An 18316-nucleotide genomic window follows, 5' to 3' on the forward strand; every position below is an offset into this window, starting at 1 on the left:
TATAACTAATAATCGCAACTTCATACTGTTGTTTCCAGAGTGTAGGCCGGATAAAAGTAGCAGAGCTTTTAATTGTTTTTGTTACACTTATAAAGTTACGCTATTCCCGGCAAACCTGGCAGACAAATAAGATTTATTAATAATTACACGTTTATGAAACTGATCCACATTTTGTTGAACAAAAGTGTGCTCCCTATGCTTGCCTGCACGCTTTTATTTCTCATCCAGCCAGCATCTGCCCAGCAAACCGGCAAAAAGAAGTTCCGGGGAACAGTGACCACCCAGGAGAATGAGCCTGTTATCGGGGCTACTATCAATGTAAAAGGCGGGACCGGCACAGTGACCGATGTTTCAGGCAGTTTTACCGTAGAAGCTGAAGACGGAGCTTCCGTTTCCATCAGCAGCATTGGCTTTGAAAGTAAAGAACTGGTATTGAAAGGGAATGAGCCCGTTTCTGTAAGACTCGATAAGTCCTACCGGAACCTCAATGATGTGGTGGTTGTAGGATATGGTACCGTAAAGAAAAAGGACCTGACAGGTTCCGTAGCATTGGTGAATGTTGGGGACGCCAAAAAGAACGCGTCATACGATGTAGCAAAGATGTTACAGGGCCAGGCTGCCGGTATCAGCGTACACGGCTCAGGAGAACCCGGTGGCTATGTGCAGATCAAGATACGCGGTACTACCACCTTCGGTGCTAACAGCCCGCTCTTCGTTATAGATGGTGTGCCTGTAGATGCCCCTTATGATTTCTCACCTAACGATATTGAAAGCATACAGGTACTGAAAGACGCATCCGCAGCGGCCATTTACGGCTCCCGCGCGGCTACCGGGGTGATCATTATCACCACCCGCAAAGGAAAGCAGGGACCCGTAAGAGTGAACTTTAACAGCTATGTAGGTGTGCAGGAAGTACCACGAAAGATATCACTCACAAACAGGGAACAATACCAGAAAATAGTGTCTGCTGCTGAAATAAATGCCGGTTTAAGCCTGGCGCCTGCCAACGACCCTGCCAACCCTTCCTATGTATCTGATATTAATACAGACTGGCAGAAAGAAGCCCTCAAACAGGGACTGATACAGGACCATAACGTAGGCCTTTCCGGCGGAACAGAGAACATTTCCTATAACGCTTCACTGGGATATTTCAACCAGACAGGCACACAGGAAGGTCCACAGAAATACGATCGCTACACACTGAACACCAACCTCCAGGGAAAGAAAGGCCGCTTTAGCTACGGAGTAAAAGCCGCCTATACCCAGTCTAAAAAAGGTAACTATGCAGCCACCAATGGGCACGCAGTGTTTGGAGGCGTGGTGACCAGTATGCTGACCGCTATCCCTACAGTACCGGTATATGACCCATCCCGCCTGGGTGGTTATGGCGGTAGCGACCAGGTCAAGAACAGGGCCATCTCTGCCAACGTAGTAGGTATCAATAACCTGGTAAATGATTATAGCGACAGGAACAGGTTCCTGGGCAACGTTTGGGGTGAGATCGAAGTGCTGAAGAACCTCAAATACCGCTTAAACGCCAGCTACGACAGGACAGACTACGAGAACTCCCATTTCGAGCCCCGCTTTGATATGGGATACTACTATCTCAACACACAATATTATATGTACCTGCAATATGGTCATTCCAATACCAGCCTGCTGGAACATACACTTACCTATGCACTGCAGAAAGGCAAACATAAAATTGACTTCCTGGCCGGTATGACATACCAGGAAGACAGGAACGAATGGATGTCTGCTACCGCTACAGATACAACAGATCTTGATTTTCACACCTTTGCTGCTGTGTCAAGAGCAAACGCTAAAGGCGTGACCAGCTGGAAAGGCGCCGCAGCCCTGTATTCCATGCTGGGCAGGATCAACTATAACTATGACGACCGCTATCTGCTGACTGCCAACTTCAGACGCGACGGCTCCTCAAAATTTACTCCTGCCAACCGCTATGGTAACTTTGTTGGCTTCGCAGCTGCCTGGAATATCAGCAACGAGAAATTCTTCAAACTGCCTTCCTTCATAAGCAGCCTGAAACTGAGAGGTGGCTACGGCGTACTGGGCAACCAGACCGCATTAGGGTATTACGATTACCAGTCCTATATTAACAACAGCACCAATTACCTGTTTGGCGATCAGCTGGCTGTAGGTTCTACCACCGTATCAGTAACAGACCCCACACTGAAATGGGAATCTACCACCACCACCAACGTAGCGCTGGACATGGGCCTCTTCAAAGAGAAACTGTCCTTTACAGTAGAATATTACAACCGTCTTTCCAAAGATATCATCACCGCTATCCCTATACCTTATTCTGTAGGTTCTTTCCCACAGACGCTGACCACCAACGCGGCTTCCCTGAAGAACAGCGGTCTGGAGTTTACCCTGACCTACAGAGACCATATCGGTGCACTGAACTATACCATCAACGCCAATGCTTATACGCTGAAGAACAGGGTAGAGAAACTGGGTGGCAGGAATAACCCTGTATACGGCTCCGGCAGTAAAACAGAAGTGGGTCGCGAAGTGGGAGAGCTGTTCGGGTATGTTACAGAAGGTATCTTCCAGAGCACTGACGATATTGGCAAACATGCCACACAGGACCAGTCAGGCGGTATCAAACCGGGTGACATCAAATATAAGGACATGAATGGCGATGGAGCTATTACCGACGCAGACAGGGCTTACCTCGGGTCAGCCATTCCCAAATTCTACTACGGCCTGAATGTTTCTGCCTCTTACAAAAACTTCGACCTCTCATTCTTCTGGCAGGGTAACATGGGAAGTAAAGTAAACAATGGCGTGTATTCTGCCCTGATGGCCGGTCAGTATGGTAATGCGCATACAGATGAACTGAACTACTGGACACCAGCAAACACCAATACCAATGTACCACGTCCGCTGATCAACGATATTAACAACGGCCGTTTCTCAGACCGTTTTGTGCAGAGCGGTTCCTATGTAAAACTGCAGAACGCTCAGATCGGATATACCCTTCCAGAGTCAACACTCGGCAGGACCCATGTATTCCGCAGCCTGCGCATGTACATCTCAGGACTGAACCTGGTTACCATCACCAGATACAAAGGCTACGATCCTGACTTTATCAGTGATGGGCTCTTCAACCGTGGCTTTGACTATGGCTCTTTCCCGAACCCACGAACAGTGATGTTTGGCGTACAGTTAGGTCTTTAATCTTTAAACAGCATTACAATGAAACGTACTATAATTATATTCATGGCCACCGGTCTGCTAATTACAGCCTGCGGTAAGAAACTGGAACAAATTAACCCGAACGCGCAAACGTCAGCAACTTTCTGGAAAACAGGTAACGATGCTGTACAGGGTATCAATGCAGCCTACGCACCCTTATTACTGGACGGAGCATACATGCGTTTTACACCAATATTACTGGATGTGAGAGGTGATGATATCAGGAGCAACAGTCCGTGGACAGCTATCTCCGGTGTAGGGAAATTCGCTCTTGGCACCGGCAATGCAGACGGCTACGGATGGGCTTTCGACGAGTACTACGAAGGCGTGTTCCGCTGCAACCAGGTACTCGACAATGTGCCTGCCATCGATATGGATAGCGACCTGAAAAACCGTGTGTTGGGACAGGCCTATTTCTTGAGAGGCCTGTACTTTTTCCACCTGGTCAACATGTTCGGTAACGTAGCGCTGCCCACCAGCACACCACAGTCAAAAGCAGACTTCTATAAGAAACAGGCTACACAACAGGAAGGCTGGCAGCAGGTAATAGCCGATTTTAAAGCAGCGGCAGACCTGTTACCTGTATCGTACGTAGGTATAAGCGGCGCTGACGCCGGTCAGGTGGGCAGGGCCACCAAAGGTGCTGCAATGGGCTACCTGGGTAAAGCTTACCTGTTCAATAAAATGTATCCCGAAGCAGGCGAACAGTTTAAGAAAGTGATAGACCTGGGCGTATATGAACTGATGCCCGATTATAAAGACAACTTTACAGAAAGCAAAGAAAATAACGCAGAATCTATTTTTGAAGTACAGTTCTCCACTACCGCAGGCGGTACCGATCTCGGCTGGCAGGGCATTCCTACATCTACCTGGGCAAAGACATCTGCAAGGGCTATCACCTACGGCGCTCCTAATTTCGGATGGACCGACGTACAGCCAACCATGTCTGCATTCAATGAGTACATGCAGGAAAAGACCGTAGATGGCGGAACAGACCCGCGCCTTGATGCCACCATGTTCTATAACAAACCAGGAGAAACTATCTACGGACAGTTATTCGCCCAGGTATATGCCAACAGCTCCTATCTCAATGATATTTTCTGCCGCAAGTACGAGAATGGCGATGGTAACAAAGCCAATGAATACGACTGGAAATCCGGCATCAATGAGCGCCTGATGCGCTACTCCGACATACTGCTCATGTATGCGGAATGCCTGGCGCAACAGAGCCAGACAGCACAGGCTGCCCCTTATATCCAGCAGGTAAGGACCCGTGCTAAACTGCCTGATATCACTTCCACACTGGCTGCCATGACAAAAGACCAGATGCTCACTCAGCTTGCCCACGAACGCTTGCTGGAATTCTGCCTGGAAGGACACCGCTTTGATGATATACGCCGCTGGGGATGGCTGGAAGATCCCACCAAACTTGCCATGCTGAAATCCCGCGATCCGGAGTTCGACAACTACAAACCAGGAAAAGAACTCTATCCTATCCCACAGGGAGAAATAGATAACAATCCCGGGTTTGAACAGAACGACGCATACTGATAAAACATTCCCGTACCACCGTACGGATCATCAAAAACCTGTAAATACAGCATATGATCTTCCCTCATGTAAGAAAGAGAGCAATTCTGTTTTTATTAATAGCAGGTATGGTTTCGTGCCGGAAAACAGAGACACCTGCACCGGCCGGCACTGATACTACCGGGGAGGAAGCCCCGGTAGTTACCTTCGACATCAATAGTATTAACGATACTTATGCCGATGTGGCGCCGTTTGTCTATTATCCCAAATGGGGGCCCTACAACGTGCATGATCCCATCATCAGGAAATTCGGTGATTACTATTACTGTTACAGCACAGACGTAGGCTACGGCATCTCCGTAAGGCCCGGTCTGCAGATCCGTAAATCGAAAGACCTTGTAGAATGGACATTCGTAGGCTGGGTATTTGACAAGATACCATCCATTGGCGCTTCCTTCATTCAGCAACGGGGTGGCACACCCAATAACAGCCTGTGGGCGCCCAGCGTGCTGAAAGTAGGTAATGAATACCGGCTTTATTACTCACTGGCTTCGAATGTAGGCCGCCTGAGTGTTGTGGGACTGGCCACTGCAACATCTCCCGAAGGCCCGTGGACAGAAAAAGGTCTGGTAGTGACCTCCCTGAACGATAATTCCATTCAGACAAATGCCATCGATCCCAGCGTCCTGGTAACTTCTTCCGGCGATCATTGGATGTACTACGGTTCTGCATGGGACGGTATCTATGCGTTGAAACTGAACGCATCCACCGGCCTCGCACAAACGTCGAACGACAAAGGAAAACGTATCGCTAACCGCGGGTTTACTGCTGGAAAGTATAACGGTAATATAGAAGGACCGGAAGTGATCTATAACCCTGCACAGAATAAATATTTCCTCTTCATTGCGTATGACTGGCTGGAAACAAAATACAACACACGCGTAATGCGCGGCGATAATCCTGATGGGCCTTTCTACGATTTCAAAGGCACAGATGCCAACACTAACGTAGATCACGGACCAATGATCACAGCTCCATACCAGTTCAATGGCCATGGAGGCTGGCAGGGCGTATCGCATTGCACCGTATTTGATGACGGGAACGGGCAATACTACCTGGCGCACCAGGGAAGGCCCGGAGCAGGTAAATACTTTATGGACCTGCATGTGCGAAAAGTGTTCTGGACAAGTGATGGATGGCCCATTGTTTCGCCGGAACGCTACGCCTGGGAGAATAATGCCAATGTACCTGTCGACAGTATCACCGGCGCCTGGGAACAGATCATACTTGGGTACCGGGTAGTACCAGGTTACGCAGATGAGCAGGTATCCCCCGATTTCCAGGTATCCATACCGCTCACTATATCTGCCAACGGAACGCTGAACAACGATCCCAACAGCAAATGGACCTATACCGCTCCCTGGCTGGAAATGAAATGGAGCAACGGCTTTACAGATAAGGTGCTGATACAGATGGGAAGGGACTGGGAGAAAAAAACAAACACTTTCATATTTACCGGGCTGAATAATGACGGTACCGCAATATGGGGTAAGAAAAGCAAGTAATGATTTAAACAATTGATAACCGGGTGTAATGAGAAAAAAGGTATTACAGGTACTGGCGCTTGGCCTGCTGTTATCGCCATGTGTTGCAGAGGCGCAGAACAGGAATGTCATCACAGTAAAAACAAAAACAGTAAGCGGTAAAATAGCTCCTGCTATGTGGGGTGTCTTCTTTGAAGACATCAACATGGGGGCTGATGGCGGCATCTATGCAGAATTGGTAAAGAACCGTTCCTTCGAATTCTTCAAACCCCTGATGGGATGGACTGTGAACGGCGCTAAAGTGAAAGAGGGCGATTTCCTGGTACTGAACCGGGCTCCGGAACATACTGCCAATCCCCGTTTCCTGAAAGCTACGGTAAGGAACGCAGCACAGGGCGATGCCGGTTTGCTGAATGAAGGATTCCGCGGGATGGGGATCAAACAGGGATTGCGTTATGACTTCTCCGTCATGTACCGGCAGCAGCAGCCGGGAGTGAAGCTGCATGTGCAGCTACTGAACAGCAACGGTAAGGTAATTGGCGATACTATACTTATTCCTTCGCAACAGAACAGTGAATGGCATAAACAGGCGGTCAGCTTTCATGCTTCCGGAACGGAGCCTAAAGCTAAGATGCAGCTATGGCTGGAAGGCAACGGGATCATTGATCTTGATATGATCTCGTTGTTTCCGGCAGATACCTGGAAGAACCGCCCCGGCGGCATGCGTGCAGACATGATACAGATGCTGGCCGATCTTAAGCCCGGTTTTATCCGCTTTCCCGGAGGATGTATTGTGGAAGGATTTGACCTCTCCCAGCGTTATCAATGGAAAAAGACGATCGGGCCTGTAGAAGAACGCCAGCTGATCATTAACCGCTGGAACTTTGAATTTGCACACCGGCCCGCACCGGATTACTTCCAGACATTTGGCCTTGGCTTTTTTGAATACTTTCAGCTGGCTGAAGATATAGGAGCCGAACCATTGCCTATTCTGAACTGTGGTATGGCCTGCCAGTTCAACTCGGCCGAACTGGTGCCGCTGGACGAGCTGCAACCTTATATCCAGGACGCCCTGGACCTCATAGAATTTGCCAATGGAGATGCTGCTACACACTGGGGCAAAGTACGTGCTGACATGGGACATCCGGCGCCTTTCAACCTGAAATTACTGGGAGTAGGTAACGAGAACTGGGGCCCGCAATATATAGAACGGTTGAAACTGTTCACCAAAGCCATCAAAGACAAATACCCAGGGATTCAGTTAGTGAACAGCGCTGGTACTGATCCCGACGGAGAACGGTTCGATTATCTTAACAAAGAGCTGCGCAACATGCAGGCAGATATTATTGATGAACACTACTATCGTTCACCACAATGGTTCATGCAGAATGCACGGCGTTATGATAATTATCCCCGGAGAGGATCAAAGGTATTTGCAGGTGAATATGCTGCGCAAACCGATAAGATCGCAAGCCCGCATAATAAGAACAACTGGCTGGCAGCCCTTTCTGAAGCGGCTTTTATGACGGGCCTGGAAAGAAATGCAGATGTTGTGACAATGGCTTCCTATGCACCATTATTTGCACATGCCGATGGCTGGCAATGGACGCCCGATCTTATCTGGGTAGATAACCTGCAATCTTACGGTACGCCCAATTACTACGTACAGCAATTGTTCTCTCTGAATAAAGGCACCGCTATTGTGCCCCTGCGCATGAACAACGACGTTATTGCAGGACAGGACAGCCTTTACGCATCTGCGGCTCTTGACGGGAAGACCAATGAGCTGATCATCAAGCTGGTCAACGTATCCGGCAAACCTAAGACGTATACTGTAGAACTGGAAGATGCAAAACCTGCCAAACAGGCTAAGCTGACAGTATTGCAAAGCGATAACGTGAACGGTGTGAACAGCCTGGAACAACCTAAGCAGGTTGCGCCGAAGACGGCAGAGATCATCATACCGGGCAAACGATTCCCGCTGGAAGCAGCTCCTTATTCATTAAGTATATGCAGGGTCCGTTTATGAAATATGTATCAGTCTTTCTTTTATTAATACTGGTATGGTCCTCACGGCTCGGGGCCCAACCCGTACCTGTGGGGACTATATTCCCTACCCGCAGCACACCTGTGCATGACCCGGTATTGATCAGAGAGAAAGATACCTATTACCTGTTCTGCACAGGAAATGGTATTACAGTTTATTCCTCTCCTGACCTGCAGCACTGGCGTAAGGAAAACCCCGTGTTTGATCATGCGCCCGAATGGGCGTTAAAGACCATCCCCGGATTTAAAGGACATATATGGGCGCCGGATATCAGCTATTATAACGGCAGATATTATCTCTATTATGCTGTTTCTGCGTTCGGGAAAAACACATCATGTATAGGACTGGCCGTTAATAGTACACTGGATAGAAAATCACCTGATTATAAATGGGAAGACAAAGGCAAGGTAATACAATCTGTTCCCGGCCGCGATATGTGGAATGCGATAGACCCCAACCTGGTTTTGGATGATAGCGGTACACCATGGCTTTCTTTCGGTTCTTTCTGGGAAGGTATTAAACTGGTGAAAATGGAAAAGGACCTGCAAACACCTGGTCAGCCGGAAGAATGGTATACTGTTGCAAGAAGGCCGCGTAGCTTTGCCATACCCGATACATCAGCCGGTAACGGAGCTATAGAAGCTCCTTTTATTTTCAGGAAAGGGAAGTATTACTATCTCTTTGTTTCCACTGATTATTGCTGTCAGGGGGTGAAAAGCACGTATAAAGTAGTAGTAGGGAGAAGTGAAAGAGTAGACGGGCCCTACCTGGATAAACAACAGCTTTCCCTGCAGTCAGGCGGAGGTACTATTGTTGCTCAGGGCGATGGCGTTAACTGGTATGCAGCGGGACATAATGCCGTATTCTCTGAATCGGGGAAAGACTATCTTGTATTGCATGGCTATGACGCGAAGGACAGAGGACGTTCTAAATTAATTATAGAAGAGATAACGTGGCAGGATGGATGGCCGGTACTGACAAATGGCCTGAGATAATTTTATGTCAACCTGGAGTATATAAGAGAGTGCGCCTATATGACGCACTCTCTTTTTTAGAATATTATTGCTTCAATATCTTAACCCGTTTCTGCTTGCCGTCTTTGCGTTCTATAGCAACAATATACATTCCCGGAGCTAAGGAAGATACCGACAACGTAGCCTGCGGATTGTTAACCCTCATAACCTCACGTCCGCTGATATCGTAAATGCGCAGTGTTCTTACTTTATCATTATTACGGAGGTAAAGCTGCTCACTTACAGGGTTAGGTGACAGGGTGATCACATTATCTTCCACTACTTTTTCATTCTGCATAGCTATCCTGGCAGAAGATGCAACATTGGTAATGGTAAGATAATTGAGATTGAAGCCGCCCGTGCTTGTGGCAATACCGATGTTATATGATCCTGCAGGTAATGATACTGTATGTGATACATTAGCCCAGTTCTGCCATCCACCGGTATTAGGTATATTGACAGTGCCCAGTTGTGTAGCGCCGGCATCTTTTTCCAGCCTGAGGGTAGTGTTGGCATTAGGGGTAGCTACGCGATAACTAACCTGGTAAGTTCCTGTCGCCGGGATTGTAACCGCATAGGAAAGCCAGTCGCCCGCATCTATCCATCCTACGTTTTGCCCGCCACCTGCATCTGTGGTCGTTTCTACGTCTATACCGGACATGTAGTTGTAGTTTTCCGCCTGAATAACGATAGAGGATGTATTGCTATTGGTTTCCACTTTCAATGAACTGGTAGAATCATTGAAGTTGTTGTCTACAAAGCACGCATCATCTCCTGTCAGTACAAGGGTTTCTCCGCCAAAATTATCATGCTTGTAAAGAGTTACCTTATATCCGGAAGTCACCTTGACGGAAGAGATGTAGTCATTCGGGATACCTAATGCATTCAACTGACTAAGGGTATAGGTCCCGGTACTAAGTCCTACGGCATTACCTCCATAGTTACAGTCCTGGTAGAAGATGGCAGCACCGGTTGGTGTCAATCCTGAATATCCGCCAATAGTGATAGTTGCACGTACAGGTGAAGGTGCATTGATGGTGGAAGACTGGTCAAATACATCATCATAACAGAAGCCATAGCTCAGGCTGTTTAAAGTGATGTCACTACGATGCCAGAATTTGGAATACCAGTTGTAAGGAGAGGTTTGATAATACGCAGCCACATTTGAGAAATTCTGTGTAACGCCTGTAGCAAGGTTCAGATCTATAGCGTGACGGTTGATGGCCGCACATATCTGTGCCTGAACTACTTTGTCAAATTGTCCTCCGGAAGCCATAACACCACTGCCTTCCATCACTTCGGTATTGGTAGGCTTGTTTGATATGGTACCTACCTGCCCGTCAGATGTCCTTGTGAAGGTGAATACATTTCCGGATACACGGCCGCTCCAGGTACCGGCATCTCCTGCATTGAATACCAGGTTGCCATTGCTGTATTTAGACCAGATAGCATCAATGTAGGAACCGAAATAATTGGCCTGAGCGCCACCGCTCTGGAAAGCAGCTGTCTTTGAAGGGAACTTGATGATACCGTTTGTAGCATCATAGCAGCCGGCAAATGCAGATGGTGCATTAGACTGCCATAGTGAAAGTATCTGGCTATGAGGGATGATCTCTCCAACTTTTTTATAGAAACTGGAATTACCCCATACTTCAAGCCCCATAGGGTACTGGTAACTGTCAACACGGGTAGTGTTAGCCCAGAGGCCGTTTGACGCATTTGTGAGCTCGATCATCTCATACCGGATACCCTGGTTAGGGTCCGTAGGATTGGCAAGATTCGGAGCTGCATAACCGCTCGGCGCCCCCGAAGCGCCAAAGAAGTAGAGGAACAGCTGGGAATTGAAAGAGATCAGGATACGGCATCCTGCAATACCGGGAATATTGATGGTTTTCCCGGGAATCTCACTAAGCCTCGCAAAACAGTTGGCGTATTTACCATTACCACCGGGGCCCTGGTTCCCGCCAATAACCGGCCCGGATACAGTGTTGTCTGATACGCTCATCAGGTTAACCGCGCTGGTCTTCGGATTGATCCAGACATGATTGCCGTTAATGATACCTACAATAGCTACATACACATTGGCGTCAGTGTACTGTGAGTTATTGGATAATGTGAAAGGGACTGTTGTCTGGGCCTGTACTTTGCCTGATGCCGTTATGGCAAATGCAAGCAGTAAGACCCTGAGGGAAAAGAAAGGTCTGATTTTCATAGATTACGGGTGTTTGAATTAACAAAATGTCACCCCTAATTTAAAATTAATTTTCGTTAGTGCACTCATTTGAATTTTTAGCCGGCCACAGGCCCAATCGCCCCATTATTTCACTCAATGCGTCTGCAACCAGTTATAAATAAATTGCGCATCTTTCTGCCAACCCGGCAAACCCAGCACAAAATGATTACGCTTATTCACCACATATTCCGTCACTGAATTTCTATCCCGGTAGCTCTTATGCACCCTTCTGCAAAGATGCTCAGGAATACATTGATCATCCGTACCAGCAAGCAGCAGCAGGGGAGGATGCGGTTTACTGAAATCCACATACGCGGCTTTTGTAAGCCCGCCTCTCGCTGCCCTTTTCGATTCAGGTATCACCAGCTGCTCATATCCTTTTTTCTGTTGCTCAAGAGACATTCCATTAGTAAATGAGAACTGCCATTTCTTAAAAGGCATTAGATACGTCTTGTCAAGTGATGAAAAGAAGCCCAACGTAGGAAGATTCGACTTGAGAAAATTCAGTTCATAAGGAAACACACCCTGAGGCGGCACCGCATGAATAGCCACTGCTCCGGCAGCATAACCCCTGTTCAGTAGTACCTGTGTAAAAAGGCCGCCAAATGAATGCCCTATTAATATTGGCTTTTCAGGAAGTTTCTGTATGATGGAAGTATAATGGTTAACTACATCATCCATAGTAACGGCAGAGAGATGCTTATCCGGATGCCGTCTTCTCAGTGTCTCAGTATCAGCATCCTTACCAGGCCAGGGGGGCGCCATAGTATTATATCCTTTTTCCTGGAAGAAACTTTGCCATTGGTCCCAGCATGCATGGGAAACATATGCGCCGGTTAAGAAAACAATTGTTGAAGAGCTGATCATGTCAATATTTTTGAATAACACAGATGATATCCTGGTTACAGTTCAAAAATACCGTTGTTAGCAGCCTCATTCAATTGACATCTCCATCTTTCAGTTGTATAAATCAATGAAAAAACTTCCCATTACGTATACCCAGTTTTTTCATGCGGGCGTTAAGCGTCGAAACCGGAAGACCAAGTATCTCCGCCGCACCGCCAGGACCTGATACTTTACCATTACAGTTTTTTAACACAGAAGTGATATGCTCTCTTTCATTCTCAGCCATGGTCTTCAACGTGCTTGAGGAAGTAGATGCTGTGCTTGTCGCTTGCCCCGGCAGGGGAAATTCTGTAATGATATCCTCCCTTGACAGCAACACCGTTCTCTCAATCACATGTTCCAGTTCCCTGATATTACCTGGCCAGGAATAGGAGATAAGTGATTGCATGGCTGCCGCGCTGATAGTCTTGACCGGCTTGCCCAGCCTGCGGCAAAAGGTCTCAGCAAAATGAATGGCCAGCAGGTTGATGTCTCCCTCACGTTGCCTTAAAGGAGGCATCGGCAGCGGGAAAACATTTAACCTGTAATAAAGGTCCATCCTGAACCTTTTTTCACTCACTTCCAGCTCAAGATTGCGGTTAGTAGCGGCAATCACCCTGACATCCACTTTAATGGCAGAAGCGCCTCCAAGCCTTTCTATTTCCTTTTGCTGTATAGCCCTCAGCAGTTTTGACTGCATATCAACAGGCATTTCCCCGATCTCATCGAGAAACAACGTGCCGCCGTTCGCCTGTTCAAACTTACCTGTACGGCGTTCTGTCGCACCTGTAAAAGCGCCTTTTTCATGACCGAAAAGAATCGACTCTATGAGCGTGGGGGGCAGGGTAGTACAATCTACTTTAACAAGCGACCCACGGTTACGGTTAGACAGCTGATGAATGACCTCTGCCACACGTTCTTTACCTGTGCCGCTTTCACCCAGTATAAGCACGCTGGTATCTGTCGGTGCAACTATTTCCAGCTGCTCGATCACCTGTTTCAAGGCATGGCTGTTCCCGAAAATACCATGGAAATCCCCTTCCATCTGCGGCTTACTCTGCATACGTTGCTTCTTTAACAAAGCCTCCCGTCCGTTTGTATGCTGGTAAACAGCTATTTCCAGCATTACAAGCACATCTTTCTCACGGTAAGGCTTTACAAGAAAGCCATAAGGCCCCGTTTTTTTCGCAGCTTCAAGTGTATCCTGGTTGGAGTTGGCTGAAAGATACAGGAAGGGTATGTTCCTTTTCTTTAGCTCCCAGGCAAGATCTATACCTGTCTGCGGACCATTAAGAAAAATATCTATCAGCACAAAATCCGGTTGCTCCTTTTCCATTTCCTGCCTTGCAGCAACTACAGATCGGGCAATGCCGGTAACAGCATAACCTGCCTTTTCCAATATCCTTTCAAGATTATTGGCTTCAATAAATTCATCTTCGACAATTAATATCTTTCTGTTCATACAGCTGCATTGACAAGGTTAGTGGCAGGAAGTCCCGTTACTGACCTCAGCGGGCGGCTTACCAGGAATGTTATCGTTATAGAAGTCCCATTGGTTGAATGAATGTCCAGCGTTGCATCAATATCTTTTGTCAGCCCCCGTATCAGCTTTAACCCAAGTCCCTGGATCTTACTGTTCAGGATACCCGGTGCAATACCTGTCCCGTTATCGGAAATACAGAGCTTTGCATAACCACCGCTTTCATTCAGAAAAGAGATGATGATATTATCCCCCGGTCCCGGTTTCGGGAAAGCATATTTAATGGCATTGGTCACCGCCTCATTTACTATCAGCCCCAGGGGAATAGCCTGAGATACGTCCAGCTCCGCTTCCTCTACATTCACCATGACCTTAATTCTGCTTCTCACATCATAGCTGTCACAAAGATATTGAATAAGCTCTGGCAGGTAAGCGCCCATGTTGACAGATGAGATGTTTTCGTTATGATAAAGCTTTTGATGGATGAGCGACATGGCATGTATCCTGTTCTGGCTTTCCTGTATGGCCAGCAGGGCTTCATTCTGCAGGTTGGCGGATTGTGATTCCAGCAGGCTTACAATAGTTTGCAGGTTATTTTTGACGCGGTGATGTACTTCCCGCAACAGCCATTCTTTTTCTTCTACCAGTTGCTGAAGAGCAGTATTTCTTGCCAGCGTTTCGCGGTTTACTCTCTGTTTTACCCTGTATTGATTATACAGTAATCCCACAATAATTAGAAGCACAACAGCGCCGGCCAGCGTAGCATTGCCCATCATGGAACTGCGGGCCAGCTTTTCTTTCTGTAACTGGCTATCTTTGGTTAAGATACGGATGTCCTGGTCCTTCTTCTTTGTTTCGTACTGTACAGTGAGTTCATCCATCTTTTTCCGTTGTGAGATGCTGTAAGTCGAGTCGGCAAACCGGTGGAACTTCTGGTAATGCTGTATAGCAGATGCATACTTCCCGGCAACCGAATCAAGCCTGAACAGGAGGTGATACGCTGCCGCCCTCGTAGGGACCGTCCCTTGCCCTATAGGGCCTTCCAGTATCTTCATGGCATATTCCCTGGAGGCTGCATAATTACCCTTCCGGAAATAAAAGGTGGAAACCTGGTTATAGGCTACCAGCATTTCTGTATAAGTGAACTGTGGAGGGAAGTGTTTGGCCATGTCGAGGAACTGCAGGTAATAGTCCAATGCCTGCTCGTCCTGGTGCAGGGCGTCATAACAATATCCCATGTTATAGATAAGATGCATTTTGTCGAAAGCATTCGTAGGGGGATAACGGCTACTGATGTCTTTAGCCAGTTTGAGCGACTGTTCATACAGGTCCTGTTTATTGAGCAGGCGTATTTTACCCAGGAAACTTTTGAACCAGAACACCTGCGTTTCCCTGGTTTTAGGAATGCTCAATGCACGTGCATTCCAATAAGTAGCTGCTGGCATATTATTGAGATTGGCATTTGCTTCACTCATACGTTTGCAATACGTGGTTGACAGCGCAGTATCTCTTGTTGCTTCCATACAGGTAATAGCCTCTTCGGCATTCAGCTTCGCCTGTAATAAGTTGCCCTGCATGCTGTACCAGAATGACAGAACAGAATAAACATATTGATTGTGTAGGAAGCCGATCTTTTTTTCAAGAGCAAGGACTTCCTGTAATTCGTTCAGTACCAATTCCGGGTGAGTATGAGTATGGTCCAGCAACAGTACTATCATGACCCTGTACTGCAGGAGAGGGAGTTTTACTTTTTTACATATACTCAATGCCTCCTGTAGATATAACTCTCTTTCAGGGAGACCGGGAGGAAGCGACCCTGCCTGGTAAAGCAACGATGTTGCCAGCATCCTTGCATTCCCTGCTTTACGGCATAAGGTAGTAGCCTGTTCAAGATATTGCCGGCTTTTCACCTCCTCATTCTTTTCACTATACAGCTGGCCAAGCAGCCACAAACTGTATGGCAACCATTTGGCATTGGCAGCTTGATGTAGTTGCTCAATAAAAATGATGGCCTTGTCCATATCCCTTTTCTCGCTGCCCGGTTTATGAAGGTAATAGATACACAGTTCCGCCAGCAGTTGTAACCTTGCATCACCCTGCAGGTCTGCCAGACGCTGTTCAGCAGTAGTTATTCTTCCTGAATCGATCAGCTGCTGGCCGGGATAGTCTTTCCCGCTGGAAAAGTCTTCATTATAGGCTAACAGCCGGCTTAAGCCAAACATATTGGCAGAAAAGACAGTGGAGCTGTCCCTGTCCATCTGTCCCTGGCAAATACCGTATATAAAGTTGGCCGTCGAAATAACGAGCAGCCTTTGCATATCGGCATTATAGGATGGTGGAACGGGATTGCGGAGTTGCTGGCCATTGGAAAGCATGGTCATTCCGGACAGCCATAACAGTAACAGAAACCGGGGCATTGCAGAGGGATTTTGGTTTGGCCTCTAAAGTACGGAATAGAAAGCGGTTTCGCAATCATGTGCCGGTTACTGCCAGATGCCCTATACTATTGCTGATTGTCAACCAGTTTCTTGAAACTGCTGAAACTTACACCTGTATTGTTCTTGAAATATTTGCTGAAATGGGAGATATCATCAAAACCAAGTGCATATGAAATTTCTTTCATACTCTTATCTCCGTCCAGTGCCCGCCGTTTGGCTTCCATGATAATACAACGCTGTATATGGTAGCTGGCAGTATACCCGGATATTCTTTTTATCACCTGGTTAAGATGGGAGGGCGTAAGCGACAATGAACGTGCATAATAAGACACCCTTTTCTGCATTGTAAAATGATCCGCAAGAAGCTTAAAGAACTGCCTTGAAATTTCCTGGTCCCTGCGGGGTGGAAATTCTATGATAGCCTCCGTATGTTCCCATTCAAAATATTCCAGCAGCACCTTCAGCCATCCCAGTATAATACCCTGGCGTGCCGAGGCTTCCCGCTGTATAACAGAAAGTATCAGTTCAAGCAATGAAGCTTTCTCCTTATCCAGTTTACAGCACCACGGATGAGCCAGAAAATTGCTATGATAGAACTGCTGTAGCCCCTGGTTAAGGGTAAGATGGAAATACTCTTCTGAAATACTGATATGAAACCCCTTCACATTTTCTGAAATTGCTGCAAGCCGGAACTGTCCGGGTATCAAAAAACAGGCAGTATGTGTCGTTAACTGCAGGGGATAACCATTTACTTCTATATCGTAATGGCCTTCCTGCACCAGGATGATCTCAAACCTGGAAAGCTTGCCGGAAGGAAAATAGGTGAGGGCATCCGCCATGGCCTGTTCTTTAAGTGAAGTAACAGCAATGGGGCGGGCTAGCGGATTGGTGACAAAATTGGTATTTCTCATAGTGGTAATTCCGGTTAGTGATAGTTTGCCATAACTAATAATGTGCCTGGTTGTTATTTGATTGATTTTTATTTAGTTGTGAGATTCTGGCGGTTTTATTTTAACGATATATGGATAATGCACCAAAGCGAATAACCAAATATGGAGACTAAACAAAAGCGCGGGATTTTGTCCCGCGCTTTTGTTTAGTCTCTCTTTGTCCGCCAGCGGCAAACAAACCATTGCTTAGTAGAGGGCGATTTCCTTTCCCGGCTCCGGAAAAACCGTTTTTTGCCACACTTCCGTATCTTTTTCCAGTATATCTCTCAATGCCGTTTCATTCTCTTTGAAATGCGTCCAGCCACTGAAATGTACCGGTATTATCATAGTAGGACAAAGTACCCTGACAGCCTTCAGCAGCTCTGCGCCGCTGAATGTATACTGCCCCCAACCCGTCAGGTACCTGAATTGCACAGCGCCAACATGAAAGATCCCGGTATCAATTCTGAAACGCTGTGCTATCTCCTGTATGCCCCTGAAATAAACAGTATCCCCTGAAATATATATAGCCCCGTTCTTCAGCAGGCTGCTTTCAATAATGAACCCGATAACCTTCCCCGCAAAAGATCCCGGTACCCACCAGGGGTGATGTTGTGCCGGTGTTGCCGTGATCTTCAGGTCCGGAACGCGGGAATTCCTGATGTAAAAGGACTGCCATTCCTTAAGCCCCCTTGCATTGGGCAGAAGACGGGTAGCCGCCTCCGTAGAAAGGACCAGGGGCACTTTTTCAGTTAACCGCCTGCCTTCATGATCGAAATTATCTTTATGCTGATGGTGGCTTAACAGTACAAGGTCTATATCACCCGGGGTTAAGGATGACAAGGCCGGTACAGAGGTTTTCCGGGAGAAAGTTCCTGAACCATGATAATACAGTTTCCCCGGACTGTCCAATGTCGGATCTGTCAGTATTTTATAACCGCCTATGTTCAGAAGAACACAGGCGGTATCAATATGGGTAATGCTTATCATAA

At 47.2% G+C, this 18316-nt stretch carries 11 protein-coding genes; 5 read left to right on the forward strand and 6 right to left on the reverse strand.

The features are described from left to right. Positions 1 to 153: 153 nt before the first annotated feature. From GO493_RS06280 to GO493_RS06300, 5 genes are all read left to right on the forward strand, one after another. A complete protein-coding gene (locus GO493_RS06280; protein WP_157305284.1) occupies positions 154 to 3207 on the forward strand; it encodes a SusC/RagA family TonB-linked outer membrane protein in 3054 nt (1017 codons plus the stop codon). Between the two features lie 18 nt (positions 3208 to 3225). Continuing rightward, positions 3226 to 4776: a RagB/SusD family nutrient uptake outer membrane protein gene (locus GO493_RS06285; protein ID WP_157305285.1), complete on the forward strand. Its 1551-nt coding sequence runs from the start codon at positions 3226 to 3228 to the stop codon at positions 4774 to 4776. A gap of 53 nt (positions 4777 to 4829) precedes the next feature. Continuing rightward, the gene (locus GO493_RS06290; protein WP_157305286.1) at positions 4830 to 6320 is read left to right on the forward strand and encodes an arabinan endo-1,5-alpha-L-arabinosidase; all 1491 of its coding nucleotides are present in this window, start codon (positions 4830 to 4832) and stop codon (positions 6318 to 6320) included. A 28-nt stretch (positions 6321 to 6348) separates the two neighbouring features. Next, positions 6349 to 8328, forward strand: coding sequence for an alpha-L-arabinofuranosidase C-terminal domain-containing protein (locus GO493_RS06295; protein ID WP_157305287.1), 1980 nt, complete (start codon positions 6349 to 6351; stop codon positions 8326 to 8328). A 68-nt stretch (positions 8329 to 8396) separates the two neighbouring features. Continuing rightward, on the forward strand, positions 8397 to 9341 hold the full coding sequence (locus GO493_RS06300; RefSeq protein WP_317165407.1) for a family 43 glycosylhydrolase: 945 nt from the start codon (positions 8397 to 8399) through the stop codon (positions 9339 to 9341). A gap of 64 nt (positions 9342 to 9405) precedes the next feature. Here GO493_RS06300 and GO493_RS06305 read toward each other — a convergent pair whose 3' ends face one another. The 6 genes from GO493_RS06305 to GO493_RS06330 all read right to left on the reverse strand — a co-directional run bounded on the left by GO493_RS06305 (position 9406) and on the right by GO493_RS06330 (position 18314). Further along, on the reverse strand, positions 9406 to 11571 hold the full coding sequence (locus GO493_RS06305) for a beta-1,3-glucanase family protein (protein ID WP_157305289.1): 2166 nt from the start codon (positions 11569 to 11571) through the stop codon (positions 9406 to 9408). A 114-nt stretch (positions 11572 to 11685) separates the two neighbouring features. Continuing rightward, positions 11686 to 12459 carry an alpha/beta hydrolase gene (locus GO493_RS06310; RefSeq protein WP_157305290.1) on the reverse strand — a complete coding sequence of 258 codons (774 nt, stop codon included), beginning with the start codon at positions 12457 to 12459 and terminating at the stop codon, positions 11686 to 11688. A 103-nt stretch (positions 12460 to 12562) separates the two neighbouring features. After that, positions 12563 to 13939, reverse strand: coding sequence for a sigma-54-dependent transcriptional regulator (locus GO493_RS06315; protein ID WP_157305291.1), 1377 nt, complete (start codon positions 13937 to 13939; stop codon positions 12563 to 12565). Next, positions 13936 to 16374 carry a histidine kinase dimerization/phosphoacceptor domain -containing protein gene (locus tag GO493_RS06320; RefSeq protein WP_157305292.1) on the reverse strand — a complete coding sequence of 813 codons (2439 nt, stop codon included), beginning with the start codon at positions 16372 to 16374 and terminating at the stop codon, positions 13936 to 13938. Before GO493_RS06320 ends, GO493_RS06315 begins: the two co-directional genes overlap by 4 nt. Positions 16375 to 16460: 86 nt before the next feature. Continuing rightward, positions 16461 to 17306 (reverse strand): AraC family transcriptional regulator, encoded by an 846-nt coding sequence (locus GO493_RS06325; RefSeq protein ID WP_157305293.1) that lies wholly within the window; start codon positions 17304 to 17306, stop codon positions 16461 to 16463. 225 nt (positions 17307 to 17531) lie between these two features. Further along, positions 17532 to 18314 (reverse strand): MBL fold metallo-hydrolase, encoded by a 783-nt coding sequence (locus tag GO493_RS06330; RefSeq protein WP_157305294.1) that lies wholly within the window; start codon positions 18312 to 18314, stop codon positions 17532 to 17534. Positions 18315 to 18316 lie beyond the last annotated feature (2 nt).

Source organism: Chitinophaga tropicalis (assembly GCF_009758205.1).
Lineage (GTDB): Bacteria > Bacteroidota > Bacteroidia > Chitinophagales > Chitinophagaceae > Chitinophaga > Chitinophaga tropicalis.

Excerpts from the sequence above, each read along its gene's own strand:
- GO493_RS06280 (WP_157305284.1), top strand. The coding sequence starts at position 154 with ATGAAACTGATCCACATTTTGTTGAACAAAAGTGTGCTCCCTATGCTT.
- GO493_RS06285 (WP_157305285.1), top strand. The coding sequence starts at position 3,226 with ATGAAACGTACTATAATTATATTCATGGCCACCGGTCTGCTAATTACA.
- GO493_RS06290 (WP_157305286.1), top strand. The coding sequence starts at position 4,830 with ATGATCTTCCCTCATGTAAGAAAGAGAGCAATTCTGTTTTTATTAATA.
- GO493_RS06295 (WP_157305287.1), top strand. The coding sequence starts at position 6,349 with ATGAGAAAAAAGGTATTACAGGTACTGGCGCTTGGCCTGCTGTTATCG.
- GO493_RS06305 (WP_157305289.1), bottom strand. The coding sequence starts at position 11,571 with ATGAAAATCAGACCTTTCTTTTCCCTCAGGGTCTTACTGCTTGCATTT.
- GO493_RS06310 (WP_157305290.1), bottom strand. The coding sequence starts at position 12,459 with ATGATCAGCTCTTCAACAATTGTTTTCTTAACCGGCGCATATGTTTCC.
- GO493_RS06315 (WP_157305291.1), bottom strand. The coding sequence starts at position 13,939 with ATGAACAGAAAGATATTAATTGTCGAAGATGAATTTATTGAAGCCAAT.
- GO493_RS06320 (WP_157305292.1), bottom strand. The coding sequence starts at position 16,374 with ATGCCCCGGTTTCTGTTACTGTTATGGCTGTCCGGAATGACCATGCTT.
- GO493_RS06325 (WP_157305293.1), bottom strand. The coding sequence starts at position 17,306 with ATGAGAAATACCAATTTTGTCACCAATCCGCTAGCCCGCCCCATTGCT.
- GO493_RS06330 (WP_157305294.1), bottom strand. The coding sequence starts at position 18,314 with ATGATAAGCATTACCCATATTGATACCGCCTGTGTTCTTCTGAACATA.